The sequence below is a fragment of the Naasia sp. SYSU D00948 genome (genome assembly GCF_017916515.1).
In the GTDB taxonomy this organism is placed as follows: Bacteria; Actinomycetota; Actinomycetes; order Actinomycetales; family Microbacteriaceae; genus Naasia.
This window is the reverse complement of the sequence record NZ_JAFMTA010000001.1, coordinates 1,867,685-1,887,658: the sequence shown is the minus strand read 5'-3', so window position 1 is coordinate 1,887,658 and position 19,974 is coordinate 1,867,685. Positions and strand designations below refer to the sequence as shown.

The window sequence follows — 19,974 nt, the reverse complement described above, 5'->3', positions numbered from 1 at the left end:
TGCGGCGGCCGCTGCGGCCGCCCGAATGCGTACAAGCCGCTTCCGCGTGCCGGCATTCCTCTCCTTGGGAAGGAGTTCGCCTGAGAGGCGTAGTCTCCACGCATGTCGGACCGCATCTCGGATCACCTGAACGACGACGTGAGCGCCTCGGACGCCGTCCCGACCCAGTCGGGCGCGGGCGGGACGGGCACGCCCTCCATCGACGCGCCGGGGGTGGCGCTCACGGGCAGGCCACCCATGGATCTCCCGGTCGACGAGAACGAGGACGACACGGCGAACCCCATCTGATCGCGACGAGCGCGGTCATCACGGAAAAACGAGGGTGATCGCGCCTGCGTCAATGGGGTATCCCTTCCGAGCCGTGTCGGCTTTGCTCGTCCCATGAAGCACGTCACGTATGCCAACAAGTCCTTCCTCATCGGAGATGAGGCGGCCGAGCTGCTCGTGACGTACACAGCAGCCCTCGCGAGCGCGAAGCTCGGCGACTCGGTGAAGCTGCACGCGATCGGATCCGACGGCGACGACGAGGAGATCCAGCTCCTGCTCGACACGGGCGCGCCGCTGCTCGCGGAGTCGGCCTCCAGCTCGCTGCCGGAGCCGGACAACAGCGCCGCGATCGAGCACATGCGGGAATCCATGCGCTCGCTCCTCACCTCGCCCGCGACGGAGAGCATCGACGACCTCTCCCAGGAGCAGATCGAGCGCACCGCCCGGGACATCGAGTACCTCTGACCTGGATCGAGGGGGCCGGGGAGTCGAACCTGATTCCTGATTCCCGCGCCACCCTGAAGCGGAACTCGGGAAACGTGGGTCCAAGAGGCGCCGCGGTGACCGTGCTGACGCCCACTCGGCCGCCGCATCCGGCGCGAACACGCAAGGTGATGACGCCGGACGACGCGGACACTAATCGCGTGCCGTGCGCTCACCGTCGAGCAGGCTCGGCAGGAGGCGGCCCGGGATACTCGCCGATCGCGTACCGCAGACGCTGATTGAGGTTCCCGAGCGCCTGTCGCAGTTCCACGTCGCTGCTCCCGGCAGTCACGAGCCCGTCCTTCTCGAGCCGCAGGCGGAACTGCTCGGCCTCCGCTGCTCCGATGCCGCCGGCCCAGATCACAGCTTCGAGCCTCGCCAGGATGCCGACGAGGGCTCGAGCATCCGCGATGCTCACCGGGTTCGGGCAGGGGGCGACCTCCGTCATGCCGAAAGCCTCCTCGCCTCTACCGGCATCGGCAACGGATGCATGCCGCCGCACCATCCTGCTGGACCGCCACGAGGGGCAGCGCCAAGGCCGCCTCGGAGCCCGCTTGTGCCGTCACGAGGTACCAGGCGAGCGACGCCATCATCGCCACCAATTCACTTGCCGGCGAGATAGAAGGTGAGGGGACTCCTCCTGCCGAGGGCACACTCCGAGCTAGTTCCCGGCGCTCCCTTACTTCGACGCCTCTTTCGGTACTTCGACGCCTCTTTCGGGGGGACGAAGTGCAATCCGTGTTCCCAACGGGATCATTAGAGGAGTCATTAGCGGAAGGCGTTCGATGCTGAAGCAGGTCGCGGAGGGCGTGCTCGTCCACGAGAGCGAGTTCCTCCAGAGCAACGCCGTCATCGTCCAGGGCCGGTCCGGTGTGCTGCTCATCGACCCCGGAATCACGAGCGACGAGATGGCGGCCCTCGCGGAGGAGATCGGCGGGCTGGGCCAGCCCATCGTGGCCGGCTTCTCGACCCATCCCGACTGGGACCACGTCCTCTGGCACCCGCTCCTCGGCGACGCGCCGCGCTACGGAACTGCCGGCTGCGCGGCCGCCGTGCGAGATCTGCTGTCCCAGGCGGACTGGCAGGAGCGCATAGCCCCAGGCTTGCCGCCCGAGTACGCCGACAAGATTCCGATGGATCTCCTCGGTCTCGTGACCGGTCTCCCCGCCGGAGCCGGGCACATCCCGTGGGACGGTCCGCGGATCCGGATCCTCGAGCACAGGGCGCACGCGCCGGGCCACGCCGCGCTGCTCCTCGAGGAGAGCGGCGTGCTCGTCGCCGGCGACATGCTCTCCGACATCCTGATGCCGTTCCTCGATCTGGAGGCGGCCGACCCGATCGAGGACTACCTCGAGGCGCTGCTGTTGTTCGACAGCGTGGCTGACGACGTCGTCGCGGTCATCCCCGGTCACGGGTCCGTCGGCGGGGCCCAGCAGCTTCGAGCACGGATCACCCAGGATCGCGCGTACGTCGAGGCCCTGCGCGACGGCCGTGCTCCCGACGACCCCCGGGTCGGGCCCTCGGCCCCGCTGTACTGGCTGTCCGACGTGGAGGAGTGGCAACGACAGCGTCTGACCGAGAGACGGCAGCGGGAGCGGCACCTATAGCTCGATGCTGCGTTCAGGGCGTTCGGTTCGCAACGGCGCGAAGGGGGGTCCGGCACGATCGGCGAAGGTGGAGTCAGGAGCTATCGCATGAAGGACCCGGCCTCGTGGCTGTCCGAGCGGCTGTCTGCGGCGGGCATCACCGACGTCGTCTCGATCGAACCGGCCGCCGGCGGACTGGCTGCGACTGCAGGATTCGCTCGCCGCGCCGACGGCACGTCGGTGTTCGTGAAGGGGTTCGCCGAGCCGCCGTCGGACGACGCGTTCGAGGCCGAGGCGGAGGGCCTCGTCGCGCTGCGCACCCTCGGGGGCGCCGTGACGCCGGAGGTGCTGGTGGCCGGCCGCGACGTGCTGGTGCTCTCGGTGCTGCAGCCCCGGCCGGCGTCCGAGGCCTTCTGGGAGGAGCTGGCCCACGCACTCGCCCGCCTGCATACGAGCACCTCGCATCCCCGGTTCGGCTGGCATCGGGACAACTGGCTGGGCCGCCGCCGGCAGGTCAACCGCTGGGAGGACGACGGGTTCGAATTCTTCGCTCGGCACCGCCTGCTGCGCTGGCTCGGAGAACCTCGGGTCGAAGCGGCGCTCGACCCAGCGGACCGGTCGGCGCTGGAGCGACTGTGCGACCGGCTGCCGGAGCTGCTCCCGGACAAGCCCCCCTGCCTGACGCACGGCGACCTGTGGACTCAGAACGTGCTGGCGACAGCCGACGGACGGCCCGCGCTCATCGATCCGGCGGTCTCCTACATGTGGGCCGAGGTGGATCTGGCGCACCTGTGGACGACGGTTCCGCCGCCGGAGGCTCACGCGTTCTTCGACCTCTACGCGGACCTGACCTCGCTCGACCGCGACTGGCGCGAGCGTATGCCGATCCTCCAGCTCCGCCAGCACCTCGCGGTCATCGCGCAGTTCGACGACGACTGGGGCGCTGCAGACCTGGTGCGCGCCACACTGGCGCCGTTCCGCCGGCGGGCCTGAGACGGCCCGGATCGCCCTGCGGGCCCGGGGAGTTCGAGCGCGGGCCGCGCACGGCCGGCGGCTGGCGCGGCTACCGCTGCGACAGCAGTCCGTCGACGACGCGTCCCACGTCGGTCCGCTGCGCTTCGCCGAGTCCGCGGATCGGCCGCGGAAGGCTGGAATGCGCGACCAGACCGAGGTGTTCGGCGATCGCGGCGGCCACTCGAAGGCTGCCGCCGTGCCCGTCGAACAGGTCCCAGATCGGCTGCAGCCGGTCCGATGCGGCGATGGCGGCAGCGGCATCGCCCGCCCGAGCTGCGCGGGTGATCGCGAGCGCCTCCATGGGGAGGACGCCGCCGATGACCGAGTACCAGGCGTCGCTGCCGGCGTTCATGCCGATCGCGCCGAGGGCGTCGCCGGAGACTCCGATGGTCACGCCGTCCGGGAGTCGGCCGCGGAGCTCGTCGACCCTGGCCCGGGCGGCGTCCGGGGCGTCGGGTACGCCGGGGATCTTGATGGACGCGACGTGGGGCAGCTTCGCGACGCTCGCGTACAGATCGTCGGAGAAGGTGAACCGGGTGGTGCTCGGGTTGTCGTACACCACCAGCGGAACCGAGAGCCCCGCGGTGACGTCCTCGTACAGCCCGAAGACCTCGTCCTCGGTCAGAGGCTGGTAAGACAGCGGCGCGAGGAGCACCGCGGCGGCGCCTGCGTGCTGCGCATCCTCGGCGAATGCCTGCACGTGCGACGTGCGGGTGGCCCCGATGCCGACGATGACGGGCACCACACCCGCGTTCTCCACCGCGACGCGGACGGCCTGCCGACGCTCGTCCCGGTCGAGGTAGGCGTAGGACCCGGTCGAGCCAAGCGCGCCGATCGAGTCCACGCCGGCCTCCGCCAGTCGCGCCACCAGGCCGGCGTAGGCGCTCTCGTCGACGATGTCGTGCCTCAGAGGGGTGAGCGGGAAAGCGCTGAGGCCGGTGAACATGAGACCCCGATCGCGGAACGTCAGACGGTGGCGAGGACGCCGGAAGCGCCGATGCTGACGCCTCGGCGCGCTCGGCGGTCATGGTGCCGCGCCGAACGGAAGGCCGGCTGAGCTGTCACCGCGAAACACGGGATGCGCCGCTCGGCGGCAGGAGTTGTGGTACGCCCCCCGGGACTTGAACCCGGAACCCACTGAATGGGTTTTGACCGTTTTCGCGGCCTACCTTTGAGCGGCACTTCGAGACGCGTGTCTCGAAAAGACTCGTCCGACCTGGGCTTCTTCGGATCCTCTTTCCTAGCGATGTGAGCCGAGTCTAGTCGCGTCTCGGCCAGTTTGGTCTGATCGCGAGGCAATAAATGGCCAATAAATGACCAGCGCCCCCGCCCCGACTGCGGACACCAGATGTAAGCGCGTGCTCCAGCACGCCCACATCGAGACTAAAGGGACGGCGCGTGTCGACGAGAGCGATGAAGAGGCGTACAGGCGCGGCACGCCTAGCGAGCATGCGCGAACTGTCCCCCCTCGTGGCCCCGGATGCGCGCCCTGACTCCACAGCACCATGTGGCCGCGGCCTCGGCCGACACCGCTCGTATCGGCGCCGCAACACCGGTGGGCCCCACACCCGACGTGATAGCTCACATCACTACACACAGTTGGAGGGCTAAGTCTCGACGACCAGGGTCGTGGGCGCACCCCAGTGACCATTCGATCGAGGGACTCCGTTCAGTCCTCACGCACGGAGGCGTATTCATCGCTCAGGCGGTGGCGGAGGTGGGACACTCTGGACGAGCCTCCGGCGCTGCGACCACGTCCCGAAGTTTTGAACACTCGGTGCGCGACCTGCCGTCCACTGCGAGATTCACATGATGATTCACATGATGATCATCATGAAGATTCACATGATGATCTTCGGTTCGATCCGCGACGACGTTGGAGACTTGTCTCATGCTGGAATCAGAGTTGGCTGAGGTGGTACAGAACCTCCGCGAGGTCGGGGGCGACCTGACCCGGGTCGAGGTGAAGCGCGCCGCGGGCGGCCTGCCCTCGTCACTGCGCGAGACGCTCTCCGCATTCTCCAACACCGCCGGCGGAACCGTCATCCTCGGACTCGATGAGGGAACGGGTTTCGCCGCGACGGGCGTCGATGACCCCGCCAAGATGGCGAGCGACCTCGCATCCATGTGCGCAACTGACATGGAGCCAGCGATCCGTCCGGTGCTTCAGCAAATGAAGTTCGAAGACGTCTGGCTAGTCGTGGCGGAGGTGCCGGAAATCAGCCCGGGCCAGAAGCCGAGCTACGTCAAGTCGCGCGGGATGAACAAGGGCAGCTACATACGAGTCAGCGACGGAGATCAACTCCTCTCCACCTACGAGGTCCAGATGCTGCTAGCAAGCAGGGGGCAACCGCTCGAAGACATTGAAGCAGTCCCGGGTTCCTCCTTCGGAGACTTGGACGAAGCGCTCGTCAAGAGCTTGGTCAGTCGAGTACGGCGGAGTCGCCCCTACGCATTCTCAGGTTTGGATGACCTAGGCATCCTTCGCCAACTCAACGTTTTGGTCGCAGGCGAGGACGGACAGGAACGAGTGTCACTCGGTGGCCTCCTCGCGATGGGCCGCCACCCCCAGCGCTTCTACCCCCAACTTGGCATGACTTTTGTTGTTTATCCCACCGAGAGGGGGCCGGATACATCGTCGGGCGTTCGCTTCCTGGACAACGTGACGCTAGAAGGCCCGATACCGGTCATGGCGAGGGATGCCCTCGCTGCTCTACGTAGGAACATGAAACGTCGCTCTGTTGTGGCCGGCGTGGGGAGGACCGACGTTTGGGACTACCCAGAGGCGGCTCTACGAGAAGCGCTGGTGAATGCTCTGGTTCACCGAGACCTATCGGCTCCATCCCGAGGAACCCAGGTCCAGATTGAGATGTACCCCGACCGTCTGACGGTACGCAACCCCGGAGGCTTGTTCGGACCGGTAACCATTGCTGACTTGACTGAGGACGGAACCTCCTCCTCCCGGAACTCGTTCCTCCTCAAGATTCTTGAGGATGTAACGCTTCCCGGGGAGGATCGAGCCGTGTGCGAGAACCGCGGTTCTGGCATCCGCACCATGCTCGAGGCACTGCGAGCGGCCGGAATGACCATCCCTCGCTTCGAGGACCGAATCTCCTCCTTCATGGTGACGTTCCCCAACGCCTCACTTCTGGATGACGAGACCATAAGTTGGCTCAGTCGGTTGAACGAGCAGGGCCTCACTGATTCGCAATGCATTGGCCTAGCGGTGTTGCGGACCGGCGACCGCCTGGACAATGCGCGCTATCGATCCGCCACTGGAGTGGACTCAAGAGTTGCGACCGCGGAGTTGCAAGACCTTGTACGGCGTGAACTCATCACTCCGCTCGGATCAGGTCGATGGACCGAATACCGCCTTTCCAGTCGAACACGAATCGCAGAAATCGAGCGCTCACGGCGCCTCGCTCCCCGCGATCGCCGACAACTCGTGTTGGAGGCGCTTGGCACTGGAAGCTTGTCTCGCGCAGAGATTGACGACCGCACAGGGCTCGGCAAGCAAGTGGTCATCCATTGGCTTCGTGTGCTGCGGAAGGAAAAGCTCGTCAGAATCGTAGGAGACGGATCCCCACAGAGCCGAAACGTCCGCTACGAACGGACTCCCGAATCGTGGGGACAGAACGCTCTTGACTTCGAGGTCTTGGATGACGACGGGCCACAATCGGAGCACGATCATGCTTCGAGGGGGTTCGTAGGAGCGTGACGTCGGATCGCTCGTCCTCGCACTAACAGCGGCGAGGCGACCAACGGAGGGGGCTCAGACGCCGCTCCGGGCTTCGGCAGTCCGGCTAGGCAGCGCTCAGGCAAGACGTCGAACCACGTCATGGCGCACACCGCAGAGATAACGACAGGTAGCACCCCCACACGGATCAAGGCTTGGATGGCGGCACATCCACATCAGTTCGAAGGACAGCTGCTACCGCGCGGGCGCTTCAAAATCAGATGCCGCGCAATGTGTCGGCGTCCTTGGCGACAGTTAGCCGCGAACAGTACCGCCCGAAGTTCCGCCCTTGTTGCCACCCTCGTTGAGGCGCTTGAAGACCTTCTTCACATCGGGCCGCGATGGAGGAGGTGGAGGCTTCGGCTTGGGATCCTTCTCGGTCACGGCTAGCCCCGATTCTCCTTTGGCGGAATGGCACTGTGCGTGAGGGGCTTGACCACCATGCTCACGTCAGGACGCTTCGGTGGGGGTGGCGGCGGGGGTGGTGATGACGGTTTTGCCATTGAGCAGACCTCCATTCGAGATCGCCGCGCTAACCGCGGCGGTAACCAGAGCGGTGACAAGGCTAGCCACAAGCAGACTAAACGCCCATTTGGTGGCCCGGGCCTTAGCTTCGTTCTTTGCATCGCGATACTCGATTTCGACCGCCTTGACCTCAAGTAGGTTGTCCTCGAGCTCGTCGGGCGTCATCTGAGCATCGACCCACTCGTCAACGACATCCCGACCGGATGCGGACTCAAGTTTGACCGGCCAAAGCGCTACGGCCGCAACTATGACCGTCGCCACAGTAAATAGCACTGGGACAATGTTGATCAACCACATCTTGGAGCCGGTCAAGCCATCGAAGGCAGCAGTCGCGACGACCCCCGCGGCTACCACTACGAAAGCCGCCTTGGTATCGAGTGATCGGGTCCGATCTAGTGCGCTAAGCCGTAGGCGGTCGAGTTCGTCACTCAGCAAGCGAATGCGAGCAACACGCTGCTCAGCAGCCATCCGCCTCTGCCTACCCACCACGACCTCCACAAGCATCATCGCTGATGTCGCAGAGGATGCGGCGCGACACTCAAGGCGCGAGCGAGTGCAGAGGAGCGCTGCGCCGTGGCACCGGGTCGTGCCGCGGTGTCCTCACCCCTGTCCGCGACGTGCGACTGACGGATGTGGCTTCCGAGGTCATGAGCGTCCGGTTAGGCCGGCGGAATGCCTGACGTGCGGCCGTGGGGGCGCTGGGCACTTGCCGGGAGGAGGCGTTGCTTACGGAATTGAACGGCTCCGATGTCGGTTGCGGAGCCCCCGGCCGGAGATCGGGAGCATCGACGCCGTCACGGAAACACAGTCCGGTTGGAATGATGCCGTGGGCGACCGGGGCGCCGGGCGCGCCGCTCGATCTGCAAGAGGCGTGGCAGCTTGTTCGGCGGGCCAGGGGCCGTAGGGCGCGCGCAAGGGAAACCGCCTCGGCCCTTCTGCAACGGCTGGCGAGGGGGCGCGCGGCTGGGGACGGTTGCCGTGCACCGTGAGTCCTCTTCCGGCGGGGGGGGCGGTCAAGAGTCGTCTAAGCTCGGGCCGGCCTAGACAGCCGGCTGTTGATCGCTCTTTTCCACACTCCGGCGACGGCCGGCGTTCCCCCGCGGACGTCCTGCACACCTACTCAGTGGGACTGCGTCGCTCAGCGGGTGACGACTGGCCCTTCGATCTCACCTCTTCACGGCGACGGCCAAGAGAAGGCGGTGGTGCCGCCGTGGCACCACCGCTCAATCTCGGTCCGTCGAGACCCGCCAGAGCACCGTCAAGGCACATCGACGTCGTCGTACGGCGCCAGCTTCTCCAGGATGTCAGCGGTCACTGGGTTCGCCACCTGCTTACGCTCGATGTAGTGCTGGCGGGTGATCTGCGGGCCGCCGTGACCGAGCATCGCTGCGGCGGCCTCGTCGCTTGCCTCCTGACTGATTAGCGTCGCCACCGTCCGGCGGAATGAGTGCGGCGTGATGTGGCGCCCACCGAGGCCGGCCTCTTCCAGCACTCGCCGGAAGGTTCGGCGCACGTTGTAGGGCGTGAGTGGGCTTCCGGTGCGAGAGAAGAACAGCAACTGCTCCGGATCTGCGTCCGAAATGATCGCGAGTCGCCTCCGAATGACCTGCGCCGCGAACTGAGGGATTGCGACAGTGCGGTTGGACTGGTTCGTCTTCGGCGTGGCCTGCCGGAAGACGCCCTTGCGGCGGCGCACGACCACGGTGCCGCTGATGCGCACGGTCGGCGGGCTGGCCGTCATGTCGACGTCGCAGCGACGCAGCGCGAGCGCCTCGCCGATCCGCGCCGAGCTGCCGAGCATGACCTCGATGATGTCGCCGAGCTGTCCGTCCGGCTTCGGCCCGCGCACGCCATCGCCGCTGCGCCGAGTGGCCGCAGTGTGGCGGATCGCCTGTAGCTCCCCGAGAGTGAGGGCCTTGGGCGGGGTCGCCGGCTTGCGGAGGGGCGTCGTGCCCGCCATCGGATTGTGCCGGATGGCCTCGTGGCGCATCGCGAACCGCATGAGCAGATTCAGCATGACCTTCGACTGCTTGGCTGTGGCGTAGGACTTCGCGGCCTGCGCCTTGAGGAACCGTTCGAGGCGGGCGACGGTGATCTCGCGCAGGGTGAAGTGCTCGAGGGCGGGCAGCAGGAGATTGCGGACGCGGCGCTCGTAGACCTCCTTGGTTCCGTCGGAAAGATTCGGGTCGATCTGCATCTCCTCGAGCCACAACTGGGCGAGCACGGGAAAGGGAGTGTCCGCCGTGACGGCCTGCCCTGCGTCGCGGGCGCGGTCTCGATCGGCAGCCTTTCGCTTCAGGGCGGCGATGGCTTGCGCCTTCGTGGAGCCTGTCGCGGTGATGCGGCGGAGCCGTCCGTCCCAGTCCCGGAAGCGCGTGACAGCCTGGGTCTGTCCCGATGGGAAACGTGTCGTCCGAATGTCGCCGAATGTGCCGATGTCCGTGCGCGGCCTACCGGACATGTCCGACCTCGTCGCCGCGCACGGGGTCCGAGAGCCGCTCGATCCACGCCTCGATCTCGGAAACGCGGTAGCGCAGCTCGCGCCCGACGTGGACGGCGCGCGGGCCGCGTCCCGAGGTGCGCAGGTCGTAGATCGCCTGCGGCGCGACGCCGAGGTACTCGGCGAGCTCGCTGGTGGAGAGCATCCTCTCCAGGCCTTCGATGGTGGTGTCATCTCGCATACCGACTAGGTGCGCGAGGCGCCCCGAGAGACGCCCAGACAGGCCGATCCGCTGTCCGCTCACGGCCGTCAAGACCGAGTTCGGCGCGAATAAGTGGCCAATAAATGACCAGCAGTACAATTTCGAGATCCTTTCCGGATCTGAAAGAGCACTTCAATCAGGACTTTTGGTACGCCCCCCGGGACTTGAACCCGGAACCCACTGATTAAGAGTCAGTTGCTCTGCCAATTGAGCTAGAGGCGCGAACGGCTCGGAACCCGAACCGAGCGTCAAGCCTAGCACGCACGGAGACCCCGCGCCGTCGACGCAGGGCCCCTGGCTAGGCTGAGGGGGCGCACAGCAGGGCAGGACAGGAGGAGCCAGCATGGCGACCGGAGCCGACCGTCTCGAGAAGGGCGACACCGCCCCCGACTTCACCCTTCAGGACGAGAACGGGTCGCCGGTCTCGCTCACGAACTTCCAGGGCCAGAAGGTCATCCTGTACTTCTACCCCGCCGCCATGACCCCGGGCTGCACCACCGAGGCGTGCGACTTCCGGGACAGCCTCAACTCCCTGCAGTCCGCCGGCTACCAGGTGCTCGGGATCTCGAAGGACGAGCCGGGCAAGAACAAGGAGTTCAAGGAGCAGGAGAACCTGAACTTCCCGCTCCTCAGCGACCCCGACCTCGCCGTGCACAACGCGTACCGGGCCTACGGCGAGAAGTCGATGTACGGCAAGACCGTCGAGGGCGTGATCCGCTCGACCTTCGTCCTCAACGAGACGGGCTTCGTGGAGCTTCCGCTCTACAACGTTAAGGCGACCGGCCACGTCGCCTCGCTGCGCAAGAAGCTGGGCATCGGCTGAGGCGGCGTCCCCCGACGCCGCGACGGGAGCGGATCAGGACGCGCGTCGCGTCGAGTTCATCACCGACGGGGTGAACAGCAGCGCGATCGCGGCGACCGACGGGATGAGCAGGAGCCAGCCGATGTCCTGGCGGGCGAACGTTCCCTGGAACGCTCCGACCGCGACGGCGAGCTGGATCAGCTGCCAGGTGAAGATCGCGCCCCGCACCCAGGTGCGCCGGCGGAGCGTCCCGAGGACCATGGCCGCCAGCCAGACGGCGGCGAGCACCGCCAGCACGACCAGCGCGATCCCGCCCCCGAGGGACGCTGCCGGCTGAGTCAGGACGTCGATCAGGAGGATCGCCGCGACCGCGACCATCGCGATCGCCTCGACGAGCACGACTCCGGCGAGCAGCGCGAGCAGGGGCGGCAGCTTGGGCCGCGGCGCGGCACCGACCTGTTCACTCACAGCGACATCCCATACATGGCTATTGATCGGGCTAGGCCCGTATGCCACCATAACTGAGGTCGTTTTCAAGGGCTCACAGCGGTGTGGGCGGCCCGGATCAGACGGACTTCGAACGTACCGTCGCCGATGGCGTCTCTCTTCGACCTGACTCGATTCCCGGTCACTCGACCGTCCTCACCGCAACACCCAAAGGAGCACCACGCATGGACTGGCGTGACAAGGCCGCCTGCCTCACCGCCGACCCGGAGCTGTTCTTCCCCGTGGGGAACACCGGGCCCGCCGTCGACCAGATCGACAAGGCGAAGGCGGTCTGCGCGCGGTGCACGGTCAGCGAGCAGTGCCTCCAGTACGCGCTCGAGAACGGGCAGGACTACGGCGTGTGGGGCGGCCTCAGCGAGGACGAGCGCCGCGCGCTCAAGCGCCGCGCCGCCCGCGCCCGTCGCGCCTCCTGATCTCCCCGCCGGCCTGACCGGCGTCTCTCCATCGGCCCCCCAGCATCCGCGACGAGCCATCCGGACGCACGTCCGAACCGCTCAGTGACGCCCTCGGGGTGAGGCCTGCGCGACCGGCCCCGGCCTCCCGCCGGAGCCGCTTCCCCTCGCTCCGTTCCGGAAGCGAGGTCAGGTGGTCTGCATCCAGCGGAGGGGGATCTCGATGGTGACCTCCGTGCCGCTGCCCACCATCGTGTGCCAGTCGATGACACCGCCGAGCTCGCCCTGGATGAGGGTGCGCACGATCTGAGTGCCGAGGCCGGAGCCGACCTTCCCCTCGGGCAGGCCTCCCCCGTTGTCGCGGACGACCACCGTCAGCTTCGCCTTGCGCCGGTTCGCCAGGATCTCGACCGTCCCCTCGCGCCCCGCGAGCCCGTGCTCGACCGCGTTCGTGACGAGCTCGGTCAGCGCCAGGGCGAGCGGCGTGGCGTAGGTGCTCGGCAGCACGCCGAACGTGCCCGACTTCTGCGGGTGCACCCGCGTGTTGTGCGTGGACGCGACCTCCGCGACGAGGAGCAGCACCCGCTCGAAGACGGCGTCGAAGTCCACGTTCTGGTTGAGACCCTCGGACAGGGTGTCGTGCACGACCGCGATCGCCGCCACACGGCGCATCGCCTGGATCAGGGCGTCGCGCGCCTCGTCCGTCCGCGACCGCCGCGCCTGAATGCGCAGCAGCGAGGCCACGGTCTGCAGGTTGTTCTTGACCCGGTGATGGATCTCCCGGATCGTCGCGTCCTTGGTGATGAGCTCCTGCTCCTGGTGGCGGAGCTCGGTGACGTCGCGGCTGAGGACGATGGCGCCCTTGCGCTCACCGTGGTCCCGAATGGGGATGGCGCGCAGCGACACGGTGACGCCGCGGGACTCGATGTCGGTGCGCCAGGGAGCACGACCGGTGACGACGAGCGGAAGGCTCTCGTCCACGGTGTGCTGAGCCTGCACGAGGGCCGCCGTGACCTCCGCGAGCGACTCGCCCTCGAGCTCCCCCGTGAACCCCATGCGGTTGAACGCGGACAGCGCGTTCGGGCTGGCGAAGGTGGTGACGCCGTCGACGTCGAGGCGGATGAGGCCGTCGGAAGCCCGCGGGGCGCCGCGACGGGGGCCCGTGGGGGCGCCGAGGTCCGGGAAGTCGCCGGCGGCGATCATCCGGAACAGCTCGTCGGCGCACGCGTTGAACGTGAGCTCCTGCCGGCTCGGCGTCCGGGCCTCGCTGAGGTTCGTGTGCCGGGTGAGGACGGCGACCGGCACGTTCGTGACCTCGAGCGCGCTCGGCGAGATGCGACGCTGCACGGGCACCGCCCGCACGCGGGTCGGCGTCTCCTCGAACCAGTCCGGCGCCGACGAGTCCACGATGCGCGCGGTCTCGAAGGCCTCGGTCACGAGGGCCCGCCACTCCGACTTGATGCGCTGCCCGACGAAGTCGCGGTAGAAGAGCGTCGCCGAGCTCGACGGCCGCGCGTGCGCCACGGCGACGAACGAGTTGTCGTCGGTGGGGACCCAGAGGACGATGTCCGCGAACGCCAGATCGGCGAGCAGCTGCCAGTCCCCGACCAGGAGGTGCAGCCACTCGACGTCCGCGGCGGTGGAGCGTCCGGACGCGACGACGAGCTCGCTCAGCGTGGGCACGGCACCAGCTTAGGACGGGCGGCTGAGGGCCCGGTGCCGGTCATCCGGCGTCCGCCCGCTGTGGTACGGGCGGCCGAACCGGCTCCCGGCTGGCCCTCAACAGGCAGGATCTCCGCCGACAGCAGGACACGCCGCGGGGCAGCCTGTCCACGCCGCGGATGCCTGTTGAGGGCGAGGCCCCGGCGAGGAGATGCCGTGGCGGAGTCGCGGCCGACAGCTCGGGATGCCCGTCGAGCGCCGTGATTACTCGGTGCGGGAGACGAGGTAGGAGTTGAGGGCGCTCGTGAACTCCGAGTCGACGGGGCGGTCGACGCCGTCGACCCGCCGGATGGGGGCGGCGTGGCGGACGCTCGAGACCAGCCAGGCGCCGTCCGCGGCCTGCAGGTCCTCGGGACGCAGGAGGGCGTACTCCGTGGCGAGCCCGCGCTGGGCGGCGAAGGCGAAGATGTCGCCCTGGGTGGTCCCGGCGAGGATGCCGAGGTCGACGCCGGGCGTGACCAGGCGGTCGCCGACCCGCAGCAGCAGGCTCGACGTCGATCCCTCGAGCAGGTAGCCGTCCGAGCTCACGAAGACGACGTCGTCGGCGTCGCGCCGCCGCGCCTCGCGCAGGACCGCCCGGTTGACTGCGTACGAGAGGGTCTTCGCGCCCTGCAGGAGCCACGGCGAGGTCTGCGCCACGTCGTGGCGGTAGCCGCGGTCGAGCAGCACGACACGGATGCCGTCCCGGCGGGCCGCGGTGAAGTCGTCGGCAGGCGCGGCGTAGGCCCAGCCGGTCGGCCGGCCCTCCCCTTCCACGCCGCGGGTGAGGATCGTCTTGACGAACGCCTCCGGGACGGGATCGATCGCCGCCGCGGCCGCGCGGACGGCGGCCTCCCAGGCGTCGAGGTCCGGCTCCGACAGCTCCAGGGCGGCGGCGGACCGAGCGAAGCGCACGAGGTGCGCGCGCAGCGCCTGCGGGCGTCCGGCGCCGATGCTGATCGTCTCGAAGACTCCGTCGCCCCGCGTGACGCCGAGGTCGAGGACGCGCACGTGCGGCTGCCCGGAGTCGACCAGGACGAACGGCTCGGCGCCCTCCCGGTGCGGCGGGGCGGCCAGCGAGGGCCGGTTGAGCAGGGCGAGCGCGGTCTTCGTCACCCCTTCATTCTCCCGGCGTGGCGCGGGGACGGCGCGACCCTCGCGGTGTTCCGGACGTCAATCCCTCGGAAGGTCCGGCCTCTGGGGCTGTCGCTCGATCGGATCGAGCGCGAGGCCGAAGACCAGGTCGCGCATCATCGCCCTGCGCTGCTCGAACTCGAGTCGGGCCACGTGTGCGGGGCTGTCGGCTGAAGTGTCCACGGTGACATCCCTTCCTGATCCGTGCTCATGATCAGGAGAAAGGCAGGAAAAGAGCAACACCCTTATTCGGGGGAAACACCAGAAGAAATGCGCGAGAACGATTTCCGCATTGCGGGAATTTGACCAGGAAAGCGGCTTTCGAAGGCCCGAATTCCGACAGGATCAGGCGGCACCGAGCGGCCGAGCGGCCGATTCGCCCCGCAGCGCCGCCCACAGCCCGCGCCGACGACGGCGCCGTCCGGGCGCCGGTGGCAGCAGCTCGCGCACCGCGAATCCCCGGAGCGCGGCGAGCGCCGGGGACCGTGGGGCCGCCTCCTGGAGCGTCCGCCCGGTGAGCAGCGCGGCGTCGTACCCGGCCTGGTCGTGGGGAACGAGGGTCGGATCGGTGATGCCGCCGAAGCGGAGCAGCGTCGACGCGATCTGCGACCCGGGCGTCACTCCCACCGCGGAGGCGCGGACCTTCGTGACCACCGTCCGGATCGGATCGGGTCCGATCAGCTCGACGAGGTCGGCGTGGGCGCGCAGGAACCGGGCCAGCCCCACGGGGTCCGCCGCCCCCACCGCCACGACGAGGTCCGCCTCCTTCAGGGCCGCGATGGTCGCCGCGTTGCGGCGCGGCGCGAACATGTCGCTCACGATCTCCTCGTCGCTCTCCAGGTTGAAGCCCGTGTCCACCACGATCACGTCCGCGAAACCCCGGCAGGCGGACAGCGTGCCCTTCACCCGCTCGGCCGACAGCTCCGGCCAGCGGCTCGCCCGAGCGAGCCCCGTGAGGACGGAGATGGATGCAGCCCCGATCCGATAGGGCTCGGCGACGCGCTCCAGCTCGGCCGCGACGAGCGCGCCGTTGCCCGCGAGGCGGCACGCCGCGGCGAACCCCGGCGCCTCGTCCAGCAGACCGAGAGCCGGCGCGATCGCCGCCCCGTAGGTGTCCGCGTCCGCGAGGACGACCCGGCACCCGGCGAGGGCGAGCTCGGCGGCGAGCGTGATGGCGGTGGTGGTGCGGCCGGGGGCGCCGGCCGGGCCCCACACGGCCACCACCCGTCCGCGCGCCGCCGGACGCTCGGGCTCCGCGGCACGCCGGGCGGGGCGGCCGGCGAGGACCGCCCCGATGTCCTCCCACGCCGCCGATGCGTCGAGGACCTCCCGGAGCGCGACCGAGCGGGCGACCGCCTGCTCCTCCGGTCCCGCCGCGAGCGCCACGAGGCGTATCCCGGCAGCGTCCGCGGCGGCGACGACGCCGGAGCTCAACGTCCGTGGGGAGGCGGCGACGAGCGCCGCATCGGCGCTGAGGGCGCGCAGCGCGGTGACCAGCTCGACCCCGCCTGCCGGTCGCGCCACGATCTCGTGGCCGGCGGCGAGGACGGCGCCGATGAGCCGGTCCTCGGTGGCCGCATCGAGGGCCAGGATGAGCCTCATCGGTCCCCCGGAGGCGAGGTGACCGGGACGAGGGAGAGGGCGTCGCCGTTCGCGAGCGCCTGCAGCAGGCGGGCCACCCGATCCTTGGGGACGAGGATCTCGACGGCGCCCGATCCGGAGGTGAGCAGGCCGTCGCTCGCCAGCGTCCGCGCGACCTCGGCCCCCGGCACGAGCACCGCCGGCGGCCCGTAGACGCCGTCCTCCCCCTCGGGGGCCGCCCAGACGTCGACGAGGGCGCCCGCCTCGACGCCGCGGGCGGGCTCGCCGCCGAGCGGGACGACGACCGACGCGAGCCGGAGGCCCGCCTCGGATCCGACGGCGGACTCGGGCACCAGCTCGCCCTCGTCGACGGCCCGCATGACGACGAGGCCGCCCTCGGGAAGGTCGGCGGGTGTCAGGTAGTGCCGACCGGCGCCCCCGAGCTGCACGGGGGCCAGCACGAGACGGTCCTCGGTGAGCCGGTCGCCCACGGCGAGCGCGGTGGCCGCCGCGTACACCTGCTCCGTCCGCTCCGCCGCGGCCACCACGGACCAGACCCCGGCGATCGACCCGACGACGAGGACCGCGCCGATCAGGAAGCGGACGTCCAGCCTTCCGCGGTGGCGGTGCACGGGCCGCAGCGTCATCTCGTCCTCCTCGATCGGCGACCATGCTGACGGGGCGGCGCGGCCGTCGCCGGGAGTTATCCACACGGCCGGCGCGGGCGAGGAGAAGCAGGGGGATCATGTGTTCATGAACACCGCGCCGGACTCCATCGGGCGTTTCCTCACGCTCGCCGACACGGCGGACGTGCTCAACATCTCACTCAGCCAGGCGTACGCGCTGGTCCGCAGCGGGGAGCTGCCGGCGATCAAGGTCGGCGGCAACGGCCACTGGCGCGTGGAGCGGGAGCAGCTCGAGGCCTACATCCAGTCCCGGTACGAGGAGTCCCGGCGGCAGGCGCTCTGGAATCAGAGCGACTACGCCAACATCCCGGAGCTCTCGGCCGACCGCTTCGTCTGACGTCCGCCGGGAAGCAGCGGCGCCCCCGGTGAGCCTCGCGTCCGCCGTCCCTGTCAGGATGGGACGGGAGGACACACGTGACGGACAGCAGCGCAGCCACGCTCGACGACTCGGTCCGCGTGACGGACGACGCCGTGCTCATCCTCGATCGCCGGGTGTTCCCGGACCGGATCGAGTGGGTGCGGGCGGGAACCGCCGCGGAGGTCGCGGAGGCCATCCGCGACATGGTGACGCAGAGCTCAGGGCCCCTGTACGCGACGAGCGCGGGACTCGAGCTCGCCGCCCGGCAGGCCGCCGGGCTTCCACTCGAGGCCGCCCGTGCCGCGCTCGAGGACGCGGGCCGGCTGCTGGCCGATGCCCGCCCGACGAACGCGCACCCCCGGGAGGCGGTCGCGCGCGTGCGGGAGGCCGTCGACGGAGCGACGACGACCGAGGAGCTCGTCGACCGGGCCGTCGCCGCGGCGAGGGGGACCACGGAGCACTACCGCGCCGCGAGCGTCGCGCTCGGACGGTCGACGGTGGAGCTGCTGCCGGACGGCGCGCGCATCCTCACCCACTGCTGGATGGACTCCTACCTCTTCGGCCTGATCGACGCCGCTCGCGAGGCCGGCCGTCGGTACGAGTGGGTCGCGACCGAGACGCGTCCCTACCTCCAGGGCGCCCGCCTCACGGCGCACTCACTCCGCGAGCTCGGCGAGCAGGTGACGCTCATCACGGACGGGATGGGGGCCGCCGCCCTCGCGACCGGCTCCTCGATCGGCCCGATCGACGCGCTCGTCACCGCGGCGGACCGCGTCAGCCTGGACGGATCCGTCGTCAACAAGGTCGGCACGCTCGGCCTCGCGGTGGCCGCCTCCGCCTTCGAAGTCCCGTTCTACGCGCTGGTGCACGCCCCCGACCCGACCGCTCCCACCGGCGCGGACATCGTGATCGAGGAGCGCGATCCGCGCGAGGTGCTGTCCACCCTGGGCCGGCGCACCGCGAGCCCGCTCGTGACCGACGCCTGGTACCCGGCCTTCGATCTCACCCCCGCGCGTTTCGTCACGCGGGTCGTCACGACGCGCGGCGCGTTCGATCCCGAGCGGGTGGCGGACCACTTCACGACGCCCGACCGCGTCGCCGGGGACGTCGCCGCCCTCCCTAGGGTGGAAGCATGACCCTCTCGATTCCCGCCAGAGTCCTCGTCGTGGACCTCGAAGGCACCACCAGCGCGGCCGGCTTCATCCTCGGCGACCTGTACGACTACGCACGTCCCCGGCTGCTGCCCTGGCTGCGCGAGCACGCCGACGACCCCGCCGTCCAGCAGGCGCGGCGGCAGACGATCGAGGAGGCCGGGCTGCCGGAGGACGCGGACGACGAGACGATCGTCGCCGCACTGCACGGCTTCATGGACAAGGACGTGAAGTCCACGCCCCTCAAGACCCTGCAGGGCCAGATCTGGGCGGAGGGCTTCCGGCGGGGCGAGATCTCCTCGCACTTCTTCGACGACGTCATCCCCAAGCTCCGCGCCTGGCACGCCGCCGGCACCCAGATCGCCTGCTTCTCGTCCGGCTCCGTCACCTCGCAGCGGCCCTGGTTCGAGCACTCCCCCGCCGGGGACCTCACCCCGCTCGTCATCGCCTACTTCGACACGGTCAACGCCGGGCCGAAGAAGGAGGCGGCGTCCTACGAGAAGATCGCGGCCGAGCTGGGCCGGTCGCCGGAGGAGCTCGTATTCTTCACCGACCACCCCGAGGAGGTCACTGCTGCCCGCGCCGCGGGCTGGCAGGTGGTCGCGTTCAGCCGTCCGGGCGAGCCCTGGCACGGTGCCGACCACGGCGACGTCCCCGTCGTGTCGTCCTTCGACGAGGTGGAGGTGACGGCCCCGTGATCGACGAGCGCCGACTGCGCGAGGCGGGAGCGGTCCTCGCCGCCGAATCCGCCCGCTTCGCGAGCATGGGCTGGATGCGTGGGACCTCCGGGAACCTGTCCCTTACCCTCGACCGCGACCCGCTCCGCCTGGCCGTGACGGCATCCGGCTTCGACAAGAGCGAGCTGGCGCCCGAGCACGTCGTCCTCGTCGACGGGAAGGGCGACCTCCTCCCGGGCGACACGCGCGGGCTCATCCCGTCGGCCGAGGCGGGGCTGCACGCGCGGATCGCGGCCGTGACGGGCGCCGGAGCCGCCGTCCACGTTCACGCGATGGCGGCGGTGGAGGCCGGCTTCCACTGGCCGGAGGGCGTGGCGATCTCGGACATGGAGATGCTCAAGGGCATCGGGCATTCCGCCCACGGGGAGCGCGTTGTCATCCCGGTCGTGCAGAACAGCCAGGACATGGTCGAGCTCGGCGACCGCTTCGAGGCGGTCTACAGGCGACCCGCCGGCGGCATCGCCGAGGTGCCGGCGATCATCGTCGCCTCGCACGGGATGTACGCGTGGGGCGAGGACGTGGCGGCGGCCCGCCGCCACACCGAGATCACGGAGTGGCTCCTCCGCTTCACGGTGCGCACGCGCGCCCGCTGACTCGAGCTGCTGGTCGAGG

22 protein-coding genes and 1 tRNA gene are annotated in these 19,974 nt (G+C 69.3%); 11 read left to right on the top strand and 12 right to left on the bottom strand.

All coding sequences use genetic code 11. The features are described 5' to 3' along the window. Positions 1-102: 102 nt before the first annotated feature. Entirely contained in the window at positions 103-288 is a 186-nt protein-coding gene (locus tag J3P30_RS08900) for a hypothetical protein (protein ID WP_210480693.1), read from the top strand. A gap of 93 nt (positions 289-381) precedes the next feature. After that, positions 382-732 carry a hypothetical protein gene (locus J3P30_RS08895; RefSeq protein WP_210480692.1) on the top strand — a complete coding sequence of 117 codons (351 nt, stop codon included), beginning with the start codon at positions 382-384 and terminating at the stop codon, positions 730-732. Between the two features lie 190 nt (positions 733-922). Here J3P30_RS08895 and J3P30_RS08890 read toward each other — a convergent pair whose 3' ends face one another. Next, the gene (locus J3P30_RS08890; protein WP_210480691.1) at positions 923-1,198 is read right to left on the bottom strand and encodes a hypothetical protein; all 276 of its coding nucleotides are present in this window, start codon (positions 1,196-1,198) and stop codon (positions 923-925) included. Between the two features lie 337 nt (positions 1,199-1,535). Between J3P30_RS08890 and J3P30_RS08885 the strand changes: the two genes are divergently transcribed. Then, a complete protein-coding gene (locus J3P30_RS08885; protein ID WP_210480690.1) occupies positions 1,536-2,357 on the top strand; it encodes an MBL fold metallo-hydrolase in 822 nt (273 codons plus the stop codon). A gap of 87 nt (positions 2,358-2,444) precedes the next feature. Next, positions 2,445-3,329 (top strand): fructosamine kinase family protein, encoded by an 885-nt coding sequence (locus tag J3P30_RS08880; protein WP_210480689.1) that lies wholly within the window; start codon positions 2,445-2,447, stop codon positions 3,327-3,329. 70 nt (positions 3,330-3,399) lie between these two features. Here the strand turns inward: J3P30_RS08880 and J3P30_RS08875 are convergent, their stop codons facing one another. Next, positions 3,400-4,296 carry a dihydrodipicolinate synthase family protein gene (locus J3P30_RS08875; RefSeq protein WP_210480688.1) on the bottom strand — a complete coding sequence of 299 codons (897 nt, stop codon included), beginning with the start codon at positions 4,294-4,296 and terminating at the stop codon, positions 3,400-3,402. Positions 4,297-5,241: 945 nt separating this feature from the next. On the opposite strand from J3P30_RS08875, the gene J3P30_RS08870 reads away from it, so the two are divergent. Continuing rightward, entirely contained in the window at positions 5,242-7,068 is a 1,827-nt protein-coding gene (locus tag J3P30_RS08870; RefSeq protein ID WP_210480687.1) for an ATP-binding protein, read from the top strand. A 468-nt stretch (positions 7,069-7,536) separates the two neighbouring features. Here J3P30_RS08870 and J3P30_RS08865 read toward each other — a convergent pair whose 3' ends face one another. The 4 genes from J3P30_RS08865 to J3P30_RS08850 form a co-directional block, all read right to left on the bottom strand. Continuing rightward, positions 7,537-8,079 carry a hypothetical protein gene (locus J3P30_RS08865; RefSeq protein ID WP_210480686.1) on the bottom strand — a complete coding sequence of 181 codons (543 nt, stop codon included), beginning with the start codon at positions 8,077-8,079 and terminating at the stop codon, positions 7,537-7,539. A 790-nt stretch (positions 8,080-8,869) separates the two neighbouring features. Beyond that, entirely contained in the window at positions 8,870-10,072 is a 1,203-nt protein-coding gene (locus J3P30_RS08860) for a site-specific integrase (protein WP_210480685.1), read from the bottom strand. After that, positions 10,062-10,256: an AlpA family transcriptional regulator gene (locus J3P30_RS08855; protein WP_210480684.1), complete on the bottom strand. Its 195-nt coding sequence runs from the start codon at positions 10,254-10,256 to the stop codon at positions 10,062-10,064. The genes J3P30_RS08860 and J3P30_RS08855 overlap by 11 nt, the downstream gene beginning before the upstream one ends. Before the next feature lie 203 nt (positions 10,257-10,459). After that, a tRNA-Lys gene (locus tag J3P30_RS08850) sits at positions 10,460-10,535 on the bottom strand. Between the two features lie 121 nt (positions 10,536-10,656). On the opposite strand from J3P30_RS08850, the gene bcp reads away from it, so the two are divergent. Further along, positions 10,657-11,136, top strand: a complete 480-nt coding sequence (gene bcp / locus J3P30_RS08845) for a thioredoxin-dependent thiol peroxidase (RefSeq protein ID WP_210480683.1) — start codon at positions 10,657-10,659, stop codon at positions 11,134-11,136. A 33-nt stretch (positions 11,137-11,169) separates the two neighbouring features. Here the strand turns inward: bcp and J3P30_RS08840 are convergent, their stop codons facing one another. Continuing rightward, on the bottom strand, positions 11,170-11,583 hold the full coding sequence (locus J3P30_RS08840; RefSeq protein WP_307807447.1) for a hypothetical protein: 414 nt from the start codon (positions 11,581-11,583) through the stop codon (positions 11,170-11,172). A gap of 203 nt (positions 11,584-11,786) precedes the next feature. Between J3P30_RS08840 and J3P30_RS08835 the strand changes: the two genes are divergently transcribed. After that, positions 11,787-12,035 (top strand): WhiB family transcriptional regulator, encoded by a 249-nt coding sequence (locus tag J3P30_RS08835; protein ID WP_210480682.1) that lies wholly within the window; start codon positions 11,787-11,789, stop codon positions 12,033-12,035. 168 nt (positions 12,036-12,203) lie between these two features. Here the strand turns inward: J3P30_RS08835 and J3P30_RS08830 are convergent, their stop codons facing one another. The 5 genes from J3P30_RS08830 to J3P30_RS08810 form a co-directional block, all read right to left on the bottom strand. Beyond that, positions 12,204-13,697 (bottom strand): sensor histidine kinase, encoded by a 1,494-nt coding sequence (locus J3P30_RS08830; protein WP_210480681.1) that lies wholly within the window; start codon positions 13,695-13,697, stop codon positions 12,204-12,206. Between the two features lie 243 nt (positions 13,698-13,940). Continuing rightward, complete coding sequence (locus tag J3P30_RS08825) at positions 13,941-14,831, bottom strand: aminotransferase class IV (RefSeq protein ID WP_210480680.1); 891 nt, start codon at positions 14,829-14,831, stop codon at positions 13,941-13,943. A 57-nt stretch (positions 14,832-14,888) separates the two neighbouring features. Beyond that, positions 14,889-15,032, bottom strand: a complete 144-nt coding sequence (locus tag J3P30_RS08820; protein WP_210480679.1) for a hypothetical protein — start codon at positions 15,030-15,032, stop codon at positions 14,889-14,891. 162 nt (positions 15,033-15,194) lie between these two features. After that, positions 15,195-16,451, bottom strand: a complete 1,257-nt coding sequence (locus J3P30_RS08815; RefSeq protein ID WP_210480678.1) for a regulator — start codon at positions 16,449-16,451, stop codon at positions 15,195-15,197. After that, on the bottom strand, positions 16,448-17,077 hold the full coding sequence (locus tag J3P30_RS08810; RefSeq protein WP_210480677.1) for a hypothetical protein: 630 nt from the start codon (positions 17,075-17,077) through the stop codon (positions 16,448-16,450). Before J3P30_RS08810 ends, J3P30_RS08815 begins: the two co-directional genes overlap by 4 nt. 106 nt (positions 17,078-17,183) lie before the next feature. On the opposite strand from J3P30_RS08810, the gene J3P30_RS08805 reads away from it, so the two are divergent. The 4 genes from J3P30_RS08805 to mtnB all read left to right on the top strand — a co-directional run bounded on the left by J3P30_RS08805 (position 17,184) and on the right by mtnB (position 19,955). Next, entirely contained in the window at positions 17,184-17,453 is a 270-nt protein-coding gene (locus J3P30_RS08805; RefSeq protein WP_210480676.1) for a helix-turn-helix domain-containing protein, read from the top strand. A 77-nt stretch (positions 17,454-17,530) separates the two neighbouring features. Continuing rightward, a complete protein-coding gene (locus J3P30_RS08800) occupies positions 17,531-18,610 on the top strand; it encodes a hypothetical protein (protein ID WP_210480675.1) in 1,080 nt (359 codons plus the stop codon). Then, positions 18,607-19,323, top strand: coding sequence for an acireductone synthase (gene mtnC / locus J3P30_RS08795; RefSeq protein WP_210480674.1), 717 nt, complete (start codon positions 18,607-18,609; stop codon positions 19,321-19,323). Before J3P30_RS08800 ends, mtnC begins: the two co-directional genes overlap by 4 nt. After that, positions 19,320-19,955: a methylthioribulose 1-phosphate dehydratase gene (gene mtnB / locus J3P30_RS08790; RefSeq protein ID WP_307807446.1), complete on the top strand. Its 636-nt coding sequence runs from the start codon at positions 19,320-19,322 to the stop codon at positions 19,953-19,955. The genes mtnC and mtnB overlap by 4 nt, the downstream gene beginning before the upstream one ends. Positions 19,956-19,974 lie beyond the last annotated feature (19 nt).

What these genes read in the sequence shown, in the direction of transcription:
- J3P30_RS08900 (WP_210480693.1), top strand. Translation starts at nt 103, where the DNA reads ATGTCGGACCGCATCTCGGATCACCTGAACGACGACGTGAGCGCCTCG.
- J3P30_RS08895 (WP_210480692.1), top strand. Translation starts at nt 382, where the DNA reads ATGAAGCACGTCACGTATGCCAACAAGTCCTTCCTCATCGGAGATGAG.
- J3P30_RS08890 (WP_210480691.1), bottom strand. Translation starts at nt 1,198, where the DNA reads ATGACGGAGGTCGCCCCCTGCCCGAACCCGGTGAGCATCGCGGATGCT.
- J3P30_RS08885 (WP_210480690.1), top strand. Translation starts at nt 1,536, where the DNA reads ATGCTGAAGCAGGTCGCGGAGGGCGTGCTCGTCCACGAGAGCGAGTTC.
- J3P30_RS08880 (WP_210480689.1), top strand. Translation starts at nt 2,445, where the DNA reads ATGAAGGACCCGGCCTCGTGGCTGTCCGAGCGGCTGTCTGCGGCGGGC.
- J3P30_RS08875 (WP_210480688.1), bottom strand. Translation starts at nt 4,296, where the DNA reads ATGTTCACCGGCCTCAGCGCTTTCCCGCTCACCCCTCTGAGGCACGAC.
- J3P30_RS08870 (WP_210480687.1), top strand. Translation starts at nt 5,242, where the DNA reads ATGCTGGAATCAGAGTTGGCTGAGGTGGTACAGAACCTCCGCGAGGTC.
- J3P30_RS08865 (WP_210480686.1), bottom strand. Translation starts at nt 8,079, where the DNA reads ATGGCTGCTGAGCAGCGTGTTGCTCGCATTCGCTTGCTGAGTGACGAA.
- J3P30_RS08860 (WP_210480685.1), bottom strand. Translation starts at nt 10,072, where the DNA reads ATGTCCGGTAGGCCGCGCACGGACATCGGCACATTCGGCGACATTCGG.
- J3P30_RS08855 (WP_210480684.1), bottom strand. Translation starts at nt 10,256, where the DNA reads ATGCTCTCCACCAGCGAGCTCGCCGAGTACCTCGGCGTCGCGCCGCAG.
- bcp (WP_210480683.1), top strand. Translation starts at nt 10,657, where the DNA reads ATGGCGACCGGAGCCGACCGTCTCGAGAAGGGCGACACCGCCCCCGAC.
- J3P30_RS08835 (WP_210480682.1), top strand. Translation starts at nt 11,787, where the DNA reads ATGGACTGGCGTGACAAGGCCGCCTGCCTCACCGCCGACCCGGAGCTG.
- J3P30_RS08815 (WP_210480678.1), bottom strand. Translation starts at nt 16,451, where the DNA reads ATGAGGCTCATCCTGGCCCTCGATGCGGCCACCGAGGACCGGCTCATC.
- J3P30_RS08810 (WP_210480677.1), bottom strand. Translation starts at nt 17,077, where the DNA reads ATGACGCTGCGGCCCGTGCACCGCCACCGCGGAAGGCTGGACGTCCGC.
- J3P30_RS08805 (WP_210480676.1), top strand. Translation starts at nt 17,184, where the DNA reads ATGAACACCGCGCCGGACTCCATCGGGCGTTTCCTCACGCTCGCCGAC.
- mtnC (WP_210480674.1), top strand. Translation starts at nt 18,607, where the DNA reads ATGACCCTCTCGATTCCCGCCAGAGTCCTCGTCGTGGACCTCGAAGGC.